The sequence below is a fragment of the Telluria sp. LT1R51-2 genome (assembly GCF_059685775.1).
Genome location: NZ_JCASIM010000001.1, coordinates 2589317 through 2604002, shown reverse-complemented (window position 1 = coordinate 2604002; position 14686 = coordinate 2589317). Strand labels below are relative to the sequence as shown.

The following is a 14686-nucleotide window of genomic DNA, read 5'->3' as shown; positions in this document are numbered from 1 at the left end:
GACCAATATGACCGGGTGTTGACGCGACCGGTACGGCGGTCGCATCGCCATAAATCGCCACGGCCGGGATACAACGGCGATATACTCCCGCATTGCTTTTTTCATCCAGGGTGTTGTCTTGTTCAAATCGATTTTCCTGCCTGTCGCCCTCCTGGGCGCCGCGACCGCCGCCTTTGCCGACGAAGGCCAGTGGCAACCGCACCAGCTGCCGCAGCTCTCGTCCGAACTCAAGCGCATCGGCATCACGATGCCGGCTGCGAAGCTGGCCGACCTGAGCAAGCATCCGATGAGCGCCATGGTGTCGCTCGGCGGCTGCTCGGCGTCGTTCGTCTCGCCCGATGGCCTGGTGGTCACGAACCACCACTGCGCCTACGGCGCGATCCAGCGCAATTCGACCCCGGAGCAGAACTACATCGTCAATGGCTTTTTGGCCAAAACCCGCGCCGAAGAACTGCCGGGCGGCCCGAGCACGCTGATTTACGTGACCGAAAAGGTCGAGAACGTCACCAAGCGCGTGCTGGATGGCCTGAGCCCCACGCTGTCGGGCAGCGAGCGCCACGCGCTGGTGGCCGCACGCGTGAAGGCCTTGATCGCCGAATGCGAGACCGACAAATCGACGCGCTGCTCGGTGCCGGCGTTTCACCGCGGCCTGGAGTATTACCGCATCAAGCAGCTGATGATCCGTGACGTGCGTCTGGTGCACGCGCCGTCCGACCGCATCGGCAACTTCGGCGGGGACATCGACAACTACGAGTGGCCACGCCAGACGGGCGATTACTCGTTCCTGCGCGCCTACGTCGGCAAGGACGGCCGCCCGGCCGACCCGTCGCCGGACAACGTGCCATACCGCTCGAAGGACTTCCTGGTGGTGTCGGCTGAAGGCCTGAAGAACGGCGATCCGATCCTGCTGGCGGGCTACCCGGGCCGCACCAGCCGCTACAAGCTGCCAAGCGAGATCCGCTTCGCGCGCGACGTTGATTTCCCGGCCAAGGCAGCCACGATCACGGCCGATCTGGCCACTATCGCCGCCGCAACCCAGGGCAATCCGGCCTGGGACGTGCGCTACGCGAGCGTGGCCAAGAGCCTGAACAACGTGCTGAAAAAGACGCAGGGCCTGATGGACGGCTTCGCGCGCAAGGACATCGCCGCCATCAAGGACGTGCAGGACGCAGAGTTCCGCACCTGGCAGCAAAGTCACGCCGGCGCCAACAAGAACCTGCTGACCGAACTGGACGCCGTGATCGCCCGCGACATGGCGCTGCAACGCCAGGAAGCCGCCTGGAATGAGGCGACCCACAGCGACCTGCTCAAGAGCGCGCGCACGCTGTACCGCCTGGCTTTAGAGCGCCAGAAGCCGGACGCAGAGCGCGAAGGCGGCTACCAGGAACGCGACCTGTCGTTCATCAAGGCGCGCCTGACGCGGCTCGAGCAATCGTTCGTGCCAAGCGTGGACGAAGCGCGCTACAAGGCCGCGCTGGGCCGCTACGCGCGCATCGACGGCGCCGTGCGCCCGCAGGGCCTTGACGCACTGCTGCCGACCGAAGCGGCGCTGCCGGCAATGTACCGCAGCAGCGAGCTGGCCGACACCGCCAGGCGCCTGGCCTGGATCGGCAAGGACCCGCAGGCGTTCCGCACCTCGAACGATCCGTTCATCGCGCTGGCCGTGCGCCTGCACGACGCCGGCATGGCGCTGGAAAACGGGCGTAACGAGATCGACGGCAACCTGGAACGCGTGATTCCGCAATACATGGCGGCCGTGATCGCATTCAAGACGTCGCAGGGCAAGCCGGTCTACCCGGACGCGAACTCGACGCTGCGCGTGACCTACGGCACGGTGTCGCCGTACGCGCCGCGCGACGGCCTGCTGAAAGGGCCGTTCACGACCGTCGAAGGCATTCTTGAAAAAGAAACCGACAAGGATCCGTTCATCGTCCCGGCCGCGCTCAAGGGAGCCATCCAGGGCAAGCGCTACGGCGTGTTCAAGGACAAGGCGCTGGGCACCGTGCCGGTCAACTTCCTGTCGAGCGCCGACACCACGGGCGGCAATTCGGGGTCGGCCGTCATGAACGGGCGGGGCGAGCTGGTGGGCCTGAACTTCGATTCGACTTATGAATCGATCACCAAGGACTGGTACTTCGACACCGCCATCACGCGCGCGATCCACGTGGATATCCGCTACATGCTGTGGGTGATGAAAGAGGTCGATCATGCCGATAACCTGCTCAAGGAAATGACGATCAAGTATCCGAAGAAGTAATCCGGGTACGTCCGCATGAACGAACCCCTTGTCCTCGCCGGCCTGGTGACGTCACCGCTCGAACTGATCTCGTTCCTGCTGGCTGTCATCACGGTCGTGCTCAACATCCGCCAGAAGCACTGGGCCTGGCTGTTTTCGATCGTGTCGTCGGCCACCTACGCGGTGGTGTTCTTCGAGGCGCGGCTGTATGGCGACATGGGGCTGCAGTTCGTGTTCATCGGCGCGTCGATCTGGGGCTGGAGCATGTGGCTGCGCGGCGCCGGCAATGGGCCGCTGGTCGTCAAGCGCCTCAATCCCGGCACCCGCGCCTGGGTGCTGGTCGCCTGGTTTGCCGGCTTCGTGCTGCTCTCGACCTTCCTCGATCATTTCACCGACACCGACGTGCCGCACGCCGATGGCTTCCTCACCGCCGGCAGCCTGATGGGACAACTGCTCCTGGCGCGCAAGAAGCTCGAGAACTGGCACATCTGGATCGCGGTCGACATCCTGTATGTCGGCCTGTACGTCTACAAGGGCCTGATGCTCACGGCCGTACTGTATGGCGTGTTCGTGCTGCTGGCCATCGCTGGCCTGCGTGCCTGGTCTGCGCATGTGGAGCAGCGGGCGTGAAGATGCCCGTTGCCGGTGTGGCCCGGATTGCGATCCTGGGCGCCGAATCGTCGGGCAAGTCCACGCTGTCCGAAGCGCTGGCACGCCGCTATGACACGGTCTGGGTGCCGGAATACCTGCGCGAATTCGTCGAGGTTCAAGCCCGCGTGCCGCGCGAGGACGACCAGTTCGGCATCGCGCGCACGCAACTGGCACGCGAGGATGCAGCAGAGCGCGTCGCGCGGCGCTATCTGTTCTGTGACACGACGGCCCTGATGACGGCGTTGTACAGCCTGGTGTACTGGGGCAGGGTGGATGCGCAACTGGCGCAGCTCGCCGCGCGCCATGCCTACACCGTCACATTGGTGACGGCGCCCGACGGCCCGTGGGAGCCGGACGGCCTGCAGCGCGAATCGGAGGAGGTGCGCCAGATGGTGCACCGGATGCTGCTCGAGACGCTCACCGCGCGGGGCATCGCCTACACCATCCTGGCAGGCGACCTCCCGCAGCGCATGGCGCAAGTGGAACAGCTGCTCGCTGCGCCCTGATGATGCTTGCGGCACGCATGCCGTCTCATTGATTCCCGTCATGCGTAGGTTCAGCGCTGCGCCGTTATGCAAAGACACGGTGGATCGGCGGCAAATAGTTCGCTCGACCTGACTATTTGTTTCTTTGTGGCATTACAATATGCCACTTTCTGAACACGGGACGGGATGCGATGAAAAATTGGATTGGTCGTTTGCTGGGCGGCGCGGAGAAGGAACCCGTCGCGCCCGCAGCCGTCGGCGCAGCGCTGACGGGCGAAGACAGTCAAGCCATGGCGACCGAGGTCCACGCCACCTATTACCGCTGGCTGACGGCCAGCAGCCGCTGCGCGGCGTCACCCGAGCAGGAGGCCCAGATCCTGGACGAAGTGCGCTCGCTCGCCGCCGATCCTGTCTGTGCTTCCGGCCTCGTGCCACGCATCCCTGAACTGATCTCGCAGCTCCTGACTGCGCTGTCGGACGAGAACATCTCGACGGGCGCATTGTCGGCCCAGGTAGGGCGCGATCTGGTGCTGGTTGCCGAGGTCATCCGCGAAGCGAACAGCGCCTATTACCGCCCCGTGACGCCCATCGAAACGCTGGAAGGCGCCGTCACGATGCTCGGCCTGAACGGCTTGCGCATGCTGCTCGCGCGCATCGCGTTTCGCCCGCTGCTGCGCGTGACGACGCAGGGCGTGGCACGCAAGGTGGCGCCCGTCGTCTGGAAGCATGCCGAACGCTGCGCATTCGCTGCCAGCGTCATGGCGCCAGGCCTCTCGGCCGGCGTGTTCGAGTCCTATCTGGCGGGCCTGATGCACAACCTGGGATTGCAGGTGGCGTTCCAGGTGGCCGACCGCGTCTGCGAAGGCAAGGTACCCGGTTCCGGCGAATTCGGCATCGCGTTCTTTGCCGCCAGCCGCGAGCTGTCGGCGGTGATTGCCAGTCACTGGGATTTTCCGCCGGATGTCGTCAAGGCGATCGCGCATGCACATGAGCCGGAGGGTTCGCATCCGGCGCAGGCGCTGGCACTGGGGGACCGCATCGCGACGTTGCGCTTGCTGCTGGACGCTGGTGTGATCGGTGATGATGACCCGCTGGTGATGCAGGGGTTGAATGGGTTTGAGCGGCGGTGTTTAGGGAAGTTGCTGGAGTTGTCGGATTAGAGCGCCTGACAAAAACTATTTAGTTACTCAGCAGACAGCGGCCGATTACACTGACCTGTTCCGACTGTTCGTAACCGCCCGGCAGCGAACGAGTGAAGGCCCTCAATTGCCCAACATAGTCCGGCAACCAAACGAAGGAGTAACCTTTGAAGACGGTTATTTTGTACCCCGGCTCAGGTCGTTTTGCAGGAAAAACAAGCTTCGACTGGGCTAGTCCAATAGCAGGTAGCACCCATCGTTTCATTCTGTTCCTCGCGCAGAGCGACAGTGTCCCAGATCTCAATGCCGCCAAATGCGCAGTCGAGTTATTCGGGTTTTTGGAAGTTGAGTTGTGCGAAGGGCGTAAAATTGATGTTGAGAGCATGAATGATCCAAACATGGCAGCTTTCCGACGACACTACGAAGGTGCATTCGCCGAAGGAAGCTCGCTCGTCTGGTATCCGTAGCGGCCAACGTCCGTATATGATTTTGGTCGAAGCGACCTTTGCAAACCTGCATACCCTGCGGGCTGTGGCCAACTTTATTGTTGAAACCGACAGGTGCACGACATTTGCCGGCGCGGCGTGGCAAACACTATTTGCAAGGACAGCGTGCTGTGATTATTCTGTCTGATAGAAGGAATTGTGGCCGACTTTATTGTTAGTCGGCAGCAAGCCCTGGAACACGCAAGTTTTCCAGGGCTTCTTTTTCTCAACGCAAGTTTTTTCCAACGCGGAAGCGCCAAAAAGCAGCCGCGCTGGCCCTCAAATAAGCGGTGATCGATTCCTGAACATCAAAAATCAATCTGCGCCGACAGCCTGAACGTCCTCGGCGCCCCCGGCAGCAAATACCCACCCAGCGACTGCGTCACATCGCGCCAGTAGAACTTGTCGAACGCATTGTCCATCCGCGCCCGGATGATCGTGTTCAAACCGCCCGCGCGCAGCAGGTACGATGCGCCAAACCCGGCCACGTGGTACCCCGGCACCTTGACCCGGTTGGCCGGATCGAACACCTTGTTGCCCGAGTACTGCCACTGCGCGTCGAGCTTGAGCCCTGCCACCTGTGGCACCACGTATTCGACCCAGGCGGCCGTGCGCAATTCCGGCACATTGGTCACGCGCTTGCCTTCGGTGCTGGCGTCGCCCGTGTCCTTCTGGTCCGTATCGAGCGCCATCAGCGACAGGTTGTAGTTCAGGCCGGGCAGGGCGCGGCCCTGCGCCGACAGTTCAACACCGCGATGCGTCTGCTCGCCCGCGCGCACGAAGACATTGGCGGCGTTCGTGTATTCGAGGCCCTGGGTGATTTCGAAGAGGGCGCCGGACAAAGCCAGTTGCTCGTTCACATTGCGCTTGACGCCAAATTCGAACTGCTTCGAGCGGCTTGGCGAGAGCACCGTGTTCTGGTTGACCGTCTCCATCGGCGCGATGCCGCCGTATTGCAGGCCATGGCTGATCGAGCCGTACACGCGCCAGTCCGGCGCCGGCGCATAGACCAGCGCCACGTTCGGCAGCGCGAACGAGTCTTTCGATGTCACGCGCGCCTGGTCGATTTCTTCCAGCGCATCGAGCTTGAGCTGGACGTAGCGCACGCCGGCGTGCAGCGTCCAGGCCGGTGACAGGGTCAGGATGTCCTGCACAAACAGCGAACGTTCTTCGGTCGCGCGGCGTTCCATCACGGGGCCGGTGACGCGGCTGCTGTCCACCGGCGGCACGATCTGGTTCTGCCAGATATTGCTCGAGCCGACGTAGTCGTACACGTATTCGCCGAAACTGTCGTGGCGTTCGGCGTAGGCGCTGCCGAGCGTCAGTGCGTGGCGCACCGCGCCCGTGTCGAAGCGGCCCTGCAGCATCGCTTGCGCGCCCCATGGCGTCTTGCGCTCGCCGGTGCTCTGGAAGTCATACACGTCATAGTCGCCGTTCGAGCAATAGCCCGGATAGTAGCCATCACCCTCATTGCTGCAGCCGTACGGGAAAGCGGTGAAGTCGTCGCGCTTGAACCAGTGCTTGTTGGCGTTGACGGTCGCAGTCCAGGTGTCGCTGATGCGGTACTCGAAGCGCAGCCCAAGGTTGCTGCTGTCGGTGTCGACGGGGCGTGTCCATGGCTGGTCGTTGAGCAGCGTTTTCGCCGAGATCCCGGTGGGCAGGACTTCATTGCGCAGCAGCTGGTAGCCGGGGGCGGTGACCTGCTCCTTGTGCTGGTGGTCGACGTCGATCTGGAACAGCGCATCGGGCGACATCTGCCAGTCGAATGCGGCCGAGATGAACTGGCGCTTGCCGTCGGCGCCGCGCACGTACGATTTCAGGTCTTCTGCGGCCGCATTGATGCGGTAGCCGAAGCGGCGGTCGGCGAAGCGTCCGCCCAGGTCGACCGCGCCGTACACGGTGCCGCGTTCGCGCACTTCGACGGTGGCCGAGCGCAGCGGTGCATTGGTCGGGCGCTTGGTGACGAAGTTGAGCATGCCGCCCGGTGCTGCGACGCCGGCCTGCAGACCGGCCAGGCCGCGCAGGATTTCAATGCGCTCCTTGTTCTCGAGCGGGATTTGCGTGTCGCCCGAAATGGCGATCATGTCCTTGCGGTAGCTGGTCGCGTTGTCGAGCGTGAAGCCGCGCACCGAGAACTGCTCCGCGTAGCCGATGGCGTTGTAGGCGTCGCCGATCGACGCGTCGTAGCGGCTCGCATCGCTGACGCTGCGGATCGACAGATCCTGCATCTGGCCCTGGCCGATCGAGGTAATCGACGCCGGCGCGTCGAGCAGCTGCGTGTCGGCGAAACCGCCGACGCTGGCGCGGTCGAGCGCGATCCATTTGCTGCTGGTGACGACGACCGAGGGGATGGCGTCCTGCGCAAATGCAGCAGGCGTGACAACGAAGGCCTGCACGATGGCGCAGGCAAGTACTGGGTGCTTCAGAGTGAAGGTCATGGTGTGCTCGTGTTTGCGCGCCACAGAGGCGCGCCGCTTTGAAATCAAGCCGGAGCCAACGTGGGGGAAGGGCAAACGAACGGGAGGGCTGCTTTGCGCTTTCCTTCGCTGGCATTATCCAGATCAGGTACGAAGGGTATGTCTCACCCGGAACAACGTTCCAGGACCCCTAGCGAAGGCGCGAGTGTAGCACGGCGCTTGACGGCCGTGGTGAATCTGGCAAGCGTCGAGGTGGAATCAGGCTTGCGCGGTGGTGGGCGCTCTGGCCGCGGCCGCGGTCGTGGCGACGGGCGCCATATGGTGCAGCAGCGTGGTGCGCGCAGCCTCACCGATTGCGCGCCACTGATCGCGGCGCTGGGCGGCGCGCTTGCGGTGCTTCGATGGCATGTCGGCCAGCGGCTTGAGGTAGAACGGCAGCGTGATCTGGTAGTGGCGCGCATCGTATTCGGCGCCGCCGAGAATGCGCCAGAAGCCGTCGTAGCCGCTCTCGAAGGTCGCGTGCTGGTCAGCCTGATAGGCCGGGTGCGCGGTAGCGCGCAGTGCGAGCACGCGGTCGATGCCCAGCGCCTGTGCCGCGCCCTGCAGGGCAGCAAACGCGAAAAAGCTGGGCGAATTATTCGGGAACGCGCGTTCGAACGCATCGAAGGCCGGTCCGGCATCGCGCCACAGGCCGGCGTTGTGGGTCACCAGCGGCACGCTTGCCACCGGAAGCGCGAGCTGCGCACCGTCGGCCCAGTTCCAGGACAGGCGATGCAACACGGCGTCATTGGCGAGCAGCGTCAGGGTCAACCCATTCTGCGGCTCGTCGTGCTGCGCGGCGCGCAACTGCAGCGCGAACTGGCCATGTTCGCCGTCGTGCTGCCACAAGACCAGACCGGCGTTGCCATGCACCGCATCCCGGTATGCCCGGTTGAAGGTCGTGTCCTCGAAGCGGACGTGGGCATTCAGGGACTGGTGCTCGCGCCAGCGGCGCAGGGCGTGCCAGCCTTGGGTCAATCGCGCGAAAATCATCGAGCGCTCCATGGGGCAAAAAGTGGCGGGCGAACTTTATTAAATTAGTTCCTCAGTGCAATTATGTTCCCTATCGCCAACGTGTGCTTGGAGAAAGTTTAAGGATTCGTCAGGAACCAACACGATTGGGGGCAGTCGCCCTGTTGACAGGGTTTAGCGGCATGATGGGTGTTGCTCAATAACGACAATCGGGCGATGCCTGTGGCGCACCACGCGGGTCGCGTCATGTAGAACGCCTCGAATGCGGGGTCGCGATCCGGAGCAGGTCATAATGGCGGCACTCATTTATCAGCACGAAAGAACATCCATGACGCACAACCAGCCGCCGGAAGCCGCCCTCGCGCAGGGCCCTGGGACCGAGAACGACTCTGTCGACGACAGCGTGTCAGCTACTAACACCGCTGCGGAGATGGCGCAGTCCCGCAGCATGCACCGCACGGCGTCAAGTCGCGTCGTCGGTCAGGCATCGCGCGCTGCGACAGCCAAGACGGCCAAGAGCAAGGACAGCACGGGCATTCCGCAAAGGCCGAACGCCAGTCAGGTCTCGGCATGGAAGAAAGCAAACAAGGCCTCGATTGCCGAAACGGCGAAGCATTTCAACCTGCCGCCGACGATCGCCAAACGGTGGTGCGCAGTCGCCTGAATCGAGGGCAAGTCCGCATCGCCGGCGTACCGTGCTTCCCGGCCTTCCGGTTCGGTCTACCATGACTTTTCTCCATCAACAGGAAAGGCGATCATGGCGCATCCCTACCAACTGTATTACTGGCCGTCGATCCAGGGCCGCGGCGAATTCGTGCGCCTGGTGCTGGAGGAAGCGGGCGTCGACTATGTCGATGTGGCGCGTGGCGATGGTGGCGTCGACCAATTGATGGCTGCGCTCGAAGTCGGCGACCATCCTGCGTTCGCCCCGCCATTTCTGAAAGCGGGCGAACAGACCATCGGCCAGGTAGCCAACATCCTGCTGTACCTGGGTGAACAGCATGGTCTGGCGCCACGCACCGAGCCTGGCCGGCTCTGGGTCCACCAGCTGCAATTGACGATCGCCGACCTGGTCACCGAGGCGCACGACACGCATCATCCGATCGCCTCGATGCTGTACTACGAAGACCAGAAGCCCGAGGCCAAGCGCCGCGCGGCCGATTTTGTCGAGACGCGCATCCCCAAATTCATGGGCTATTTTGCGCGGCTGCTGGCAAATCCCGAGCCACGCGACTACCTTCTGGGCGAGCGCGTGAGCTACGCCGACCTGTCGCTGTTCCAGGTCATCGAGGGCTTGCGCTACGCATTCCCCAACGCGATGAAGAAGGTCGAGCAGGAGCATCCCGAGCTCACGGCCTTGCGCGACCGGGTGGCGGCGCGGCCGAAGATCGCGGCCTATCTGGCATCGCCGCGCCGCATTCCGTTCAACCAGGACGGCATCTTCCGTCGGTATCCCGAGCTGGACGCGTAAGCAGGTCAGTGCAGTGCGACCGTTGCGGCGGTTATGTCTTTTGCAGGCACGCCGTCGCGGCGATCGAGCCAGCCAGCCAGCGTCGTGAGCAGCAGGGCGCCCACGACCACCAGCGCGCCGATCCACGGCGTGGCCATCAGGCCGAGGTGCGCGACAATCAGGCCACCGCCCCAGGCGCCCAGCGCAATGCCGACATTGAAGGCGGCGATGTTCAGGCCAGAGGCCACATCGACGGCCTGCGGTGCATCGCGTTCGGCGCGCCGCACCACATACACTTGCAGGCCAGGCACGTTGCCGAAGGCGACCGCGCCCCAAGCCAGGACCGTGATCAGCACCAGCGGTTTGCTGGGCGCCGTAAACGCCAGCACCAGCAGCACCAGCGCCAGCAGCGCAAACACGATCTGCAGCGCGCGCACTGGCCCGAGGCGATCGGCCAGCTTGCCGCCCCAGATATTCCCGGCCGCGACCGATACGCCATACACCAGCATGACCAGGCTGACGGTCGACGCCGCAAAGCCGGACACTTGCTGCAGGATCGGCGCCAGGTACGTGAAGGCGATGAAGCTGCCGCCGTAGCCGAGCGTCGTGATCGCGTACACCAGCAGCAGGCGCGGCTTCTTCAGCACGGCCAGTTGCATCAAGAGTGGTACCGGCTTGCTGCCGGCGATATCGGACGGCACCAGGATGGCGCTGCCGATGACGGCAATCACGCCCAGCAACGACACCGCGAGGAACGTCGCCTGCCAGCCGAAGTGCTGGCCGATGAAGGTACCGAGTGGTACGCCAGTAACCAGCGCTACGGTCAGGCCGGTGAACATCAGCGCGATCGCGCTGGCCGCTTTTTCCTTCGGGACCAGGCTGGTGGCGATGGTCGAACCGATCGAAAAGAACACGCCGTGCGCCAGGCCCGTGAGCACGCGCGCGGCCATCAGCGCCGTGTAGTCCGGCGCCATCCAGGCCACCAGGTTCCCGATCGTAAACAGCACCATCAGGCCAAGCAGCAGCTGCTTGCGCGGCACGCGGCCCGTCATGGCCGTGAGCAGCGGCGCGCCGATGGCCACGCCCAGCGCGTACAGGCTGACCAGGAGGCCCGCCGAGGGTACCGACACCTGCAGGCTGGCGGCGATGGTAGGGATCAGGCCAACGATGACGAATTCGGTCGTCCCGATGGCAAAGGCGCTCAATGCGAGTGCCCAGAGTGCGAGTGGCATGGTGTTCTTTCTTCAGAGATGGCAGGCATGCAGTGTGCCGCCTTTGCCAGCCCGGAAAAACAGGTCCGGCTACAATGGACTTTTGATTCGGAGTCATCAATGATCGACGTGGATGCCTTGATTGTATTTTCCGCAGTCATGGACGCGGGCTCGTTTTCACGCGCCGCCGAGCGCCTGGGGCAGACGCCGTCGGGCGTCTCGCGCACCATCTCGCGCCTCGAGGGCAGCCTGGGCATGACGCTGATCCAGCGCACGACGCGGCGCCTGCAACTGACCGAGGAGGGTGCCTGGCTGCTGGGCCGGGCGCGGACGATTCTGGCCGACCTGGCCAACACCGAGGCCGAAGCGGCGGCGCGCCGCTCGCAGCCAGCGGGCCTGGTGCGCGTGAATGCCGCCACGCCGGCGCTGGGCCACCTGCTCGCGCCACTGGTCGCCGAGTTCCTGGATGCGTATCCGCTGATTGGCTTGGAACTGGTGAGCGGCGAAACCTATATTGACCTGATCGAAGAACGGGCCGATCTGGCGATCCGCATCGGCGCGCTGCCCGATTCGACGCTCAATGCGCGCCGCCTGGGCGCGGCGCGGCTGCGCGTGCTGGCCTCACCTGCGTATCTCGAACGCCATGGCGCGCCGCCCGACACGGCGGCACTCGCAGGGCATCGCACGCTGGGCTTCACGGCGCCGGCGCTGTTGAATACCTGGCCGCTGCGTCATGGCGGCGGCGAAGGCTGGACGATCACGCCGCAGGTGGTGGCGTCGAGCGGCGAGACGCTGCGGCAACTGGCGCTGCATGGCGCGGGGATTGCATCGCTGTCGGATTTTCTGACGCGCGCGGATGTCGCGGCGGGGCGGCTGGTGCCGGTGCTGGAAGAACACACCCTGCCGTGGACACAGCCCGTGTGGGCCGTGTTCTACAAACAGGGTGCACTCGCGCCGCGGGTGGCGGCGCTGGTGGACTTCCTCGCCCACAGGCTGGGCGAGGTGCTGGAACGCTAACTCAGAACGCGTAGGTGGCGCGGCCGTAGATATAGCGGCCCGACCGACCGAACGGCGCATACGTCGAGAACGGCGTGTTGCCGGTGGTGTTGATGGACGGCGGCTGCGTTTCCGGATACTGATCGAACACGTTGTCCGCGCCCAGCGCCAGGGTCAGCTTCGGCGTGACGGCCAGGCGGCCTTCCAGGTCGACCGTGGTCTTGGCGCCCATCTCGAAGTCGAATGCCGCCGTGGTGCCCGGCGACAGCACTTCGCCGTAGCGCGTGGCGCGCAGCGTCGCGCCCCACTGGCCCAGCTTCCAGTTCACGTTGGCGCTGACCTTGTTTTTTGGCTGGCCTTTTTCAAGCGACAGCACGTTCAGGCGATCGAACAGCACCGGCGCCGGGCTCAGGCTCGAGAGCTGCGTCGTGGTCGGCGTCTTGGTCACTTCGGTGTCGGTAAAGTTGGCCGCCAGCGTGAAGTCAAACTTGCCTGCATCGCCGGCGTTGTACGGCATGCTCAGCACGATGTCGACGCCCTTGGTGGTGGTGTCCACGCCGTTGATGAAGAAGCGCCCGCCACCCACGCCGATGAAGCCCTGGCTGGCGATGTAGTTGCGTACGTTCGTCTGCGTCAGGTTTTCGGACAGGATAATGCGGTCGTCGATGTCGATGCGGTAGGCGTCCACCGTCAGGCTGACGGCGCCCAGGCGCATCACGGCGCCGAGCGACGCGTTGATCGATTTCTCGGCGTCGAGCGGCTTGGCGCCCAGTGCGACGGCGACCGGATCGTCCGGGCGGAAGGTCGTGATCTCGAACGGCACGCCGTTGATGAAGTTGGTCGAGGTCGCGGTGAAGTTCTGCTGCTGCGGCGAGGGCGCACGGAAGCCATTCTGGATCGCGCCGCGCACGGCGAAGTTCGGGTTGAAGTCGTAGCGCAGTGCGAGCTTGCCGGCCAGGCTGTTGCCGAAGTCCGAATAACGTTCGCCGCGCACGGCCACCGATGCCAGCAGCTCGGGCGTGACATTCGCTTCGAGGTCGATGAAGGCGCCGATGGCGTTGCGGTGCGCATCGACTTCATTCGATGGCCGGAAGCCCGGGAACACCTGGGCGCCCGGCGCCGTCGGCGTACCGTTTGGCAGCCGCGCGCCGCCGAAGCTGTACGACTGCTCTTCGCCGGCGAACAGCTCATAGCCTTCGCGGCGCGCTTCGATACCGACGGCCACGTTCAGCGGCGACGAGAACGACGCCATCTCGACGCTGCGCACGCCGGTCAGGTTCAGCACCGCCTGGTCGTACGAATAGCCACCTGCATAGAACGCCGTCTTGCTGGACGGGCCGAGCGAGCGGTTCAGCGTGTTCTCGATGGTGTATTCCATCTTGTTCTTGCCGTAGCCGAGCGAGGCGTCCATGTCCCACGCGCCGGCAAGCCAGGTCACGCCGCCCGTGGCCGAGAAGTCCTTCACGGTCGGCGAGATCAAAGGCAGGAACCCGTCCGGGTAGATCGACTGGATGTTGCGCACGTCCTGCGGGATGCGGGCGTAGCCGGCCGATGTGGCCTCGCGGTCCTGGTGGCTGGCCCAGCCATACACCTTGACGCCACCGCCCAGGTCGTTGCCGGCGTTGGCAAACAGCGTGGACTGCTTCATGTCGGGTTCACCGGTCCACGCATTGAAGCGGTTGATCGTGTTCTCGCGCGGATCGAACGCACCATTGACCAGTGCGTACTGCTGACGCATGTCGTAGCCGGCACGCTCGGTGCGATTCTGCTCGCGGAATTCGCCGGCGATCGTCAGGTAGCCGGTCTCGCCCAGTGCCAGGCCTTTCCAGATGCTGACCGTGGCAGTCTGGCCGTCGGTGCGCTTGCGCGACGCCGGGGCGGTCCAGGTGCCGCCGGCCGGTGGCGCCGCGTTGTTCAGATCGTATTCGGTCTTGTTGGCGCCGTAGTTGACGGTCGCTTCGCCGCCCGTGCGGTCGGTGCGCAGGCGCATGTTGACGACGCCCGAGATCGCGTCCGAGCCGTACTGGGCTGCGGCGCCGTCACGCAGGACCTCGACCGTTTTGACGATCGCGGTAGGGATGGTATTCAGGTCGACCGCTGCCGAACCGCGGCCAATCGAGCCGTTGACGTTCACCAGCGACGACGCATGGCGGCGCTTGGAATTGACCAGCACCAGGGTCTGGTCGGGCGACATGCCGCGCAGCGTGGCAGGGCGGATGGTGTCGGTGCCGTCGGTCAGCGCCGGACGCGGAAAATTCAGCGAAGGCAGAGCCATCGACAGCGCCTGCGTCATTTCGGTGCTGCCCGAGTTCTTCAGGGTCTCGGCCGAAATCACATCGACGGGTGCGCTGGTGTCGAGCACGGTGCGGTTGGCCACGCGGGTACCGGTGACGACGACCGTCGCGGACGCTGCCGTGGTTTCGGCTTGCGGCGCCTCCTGGGCGTGGGCAAAGCCTGCGCACAGCGCGGCAATGGCAAGGGCAACTGCTGTCTTTTCGGTCTTGGCTCTCTGCATGGTGCAATCCTTTGATATTCAAACGCGGGTGTTCCACTGGGAAGGGCGAGGCCGGGACCTCCATTCCATACTGCGCAGCGCTTGCCATGG

General features: G+C 64.4%; 12 protein-coding genes and 1 riboswitch. Of the genes, 8 read left to right on the top strand and 4 right to left on the bottom strand.

Features of this window, described 5'->3' with window-relative positions; all coding sequences use genetic code 11:
• Positions 1-118 precede the first annotated feature (118 nt).
• The 5 genes from AC56LH_RS11375 to AC56LH_RS11355 all read left to right on the top strand — a co-directional run bounded on the left by AC56LH_RS11375 (position 119) and on the right by AC56LH_RS11355 (position 4978).
• Positions 119-2257 carry a S46 family peptidase gene (locus tag AC56LH_RS11375; protein WP_499646070.1) on the top strand — a complete coding sequence of 713 codons (2139 nt, stop codon included), beginning with the start codon at positions 119-121 and terminating at the stop codon, positions 2255-2257.
• Between the two features lie 15 nt (positions 2258-2272).
• Positions 2273-2866 (top strand): nicotinamide riboside transporter PnuC, encoded by a 594-nt coding sequence (pnuC, locus tag AC56LH_RS11370; RefSeq protein ID WP_499646068.1) that lies wholly within the window; start codon positions 2273-2275, stop codon positions 2864-2866.
• A 2-nt stretch (positions 2867-2868) separates the two neighbouring features.
• Entirely contained in the window at positions 2869-3393 is a 525-nt protein-coding gene (locus AC56LH_RS11365) for an AAA family ATPase (protein WP_499648451.1), read from the top strand.
• A gap of 170 nt (positions 3394-3563) precedes the next feature.
• Positions 3564-4532, top strand: a complete 969-nt coding sequence (locus AC56LH_RS11360; protein ID WP_499646066.1) for an HDOD domain-containing protein — start codon at positions 3564-3566, stop codon at positions 4530-4532.
• A gap of 146 nt (positions 4533-4678) precedes the next feature.
• A complete protein-coding gene (locus AC56LH_RS11355; protein WP_499646064.1) occupies positions 4679-4978 on the top strand; it encodes a hypothetical protein in 300 nt (99 codons plus the stop codon).
• Positions 4979-5304: 326 nt separating this feature from the next.
• Here AC56LH_RS11355 and AC56LH_RS11350 read toward each other — a convergent pair whose 3' ends face one another.
• Positions 5305-7434 carry a TonB-dependent siderophore receptor gene (locus tag AC56LH_RS11350; RefSeq protein WP_499646062.1) on the bottom strand — a complete coding sequence of 710 codons (2130 nt, stop codon included), beginning with the start codon at positions 7432-7434 and terminating at the stop codon, positions 5305-5307.
• A gap of 83 nt (positions 7435-7517) precedes the next feature.
• Positions 7518-7615, bottom strand: a riboswitch (TPP riboswitch).
• Between the two features lie 56 nt (positions 7616-7671).
• Positions 7672-8445 (bottom strand): DUF535 family protein, encoded by a 774-nt coding sequence (locus AC56LH_RS11345; protein ID WP_499646060.1) that lies wholly within the window; start codon positions 8443-8445, stop codon positions 7672-7674.
• Between the two features lie 271 nt (positions 8446-8716).
• On the opposite strand from AC56LH_RS11345, the gene AC56LH_RS11340 reads away from it, so the two are divergent.
• Positions 8717-9088, top strand: a complete 372-nt coding sequence (locus AC56LH_RS11340) for a hypothetical protein (protein ID WP_499646058.1) — start codon at positions 8717-8719, stop codon at positions 9086-9088.
• A gap of 93 nt (positions 9089-9181) precedes the next feature.
• Positions 9182-9895 (top strand): glutathione S-transferase, encoded by a 714-nt coding sequence (locus AC56LH_RS11335; RefSeq protein WP_499646056.1) that lies wholly within the window; start codon positions 9182-9184, stop codon positions 9893-9895.
• Between the two features lie 5 nt (positions 9896-9900).
• On the opposite strand, the gene AC56LH_RS11330 is transcribed toward AC56LH_RS11335, so the two are convergent.
• Positions 9901-11106, bottom strand: a complete 1206-nt coding sequence (locus AC56LH_RS11330; RefSeq protein ID WP_499646054.1) for an MFS transporter — start codon at positions 11104-11106, stop codon at positions 9901-9903.
• Between the two features lie 99 nt (positions 11107-11205).
• On the opposite strand from AC56LH_RS11330, the gene AC56LH_RS11325 reads away from it, so the two are divergent.
• Positions 11206-12102 (top strand): LysR family transcriptional regulator, encoded by an 897-nt coding sequence (locus AC56LH_RS11325; RefSeq protein WP_499646052.1) that lies wholly within the window; start codon positions 11206-11208, stop codon positions 12100-12102.
• A 1-nt stretch (position 12103) separates the two neighbouring features.
• Here AC56LH_RS11325 and AC56LH_RS11320 read toward each other — a convergent pair whose 3' ends face one another.
• A complete protein-coding gene (locus tag AC56LH_RS11320) occupies positions 12104-14596 on the bottom strand; it encodes a TonB-dependent receptor plug domain-containing protein (protein ID WP_499646050.1) in 2493 nt (830 codons plus the stop codon).
• Between the last annotated feature and the right edge of the window lie 90 nt (positions 14597-14686).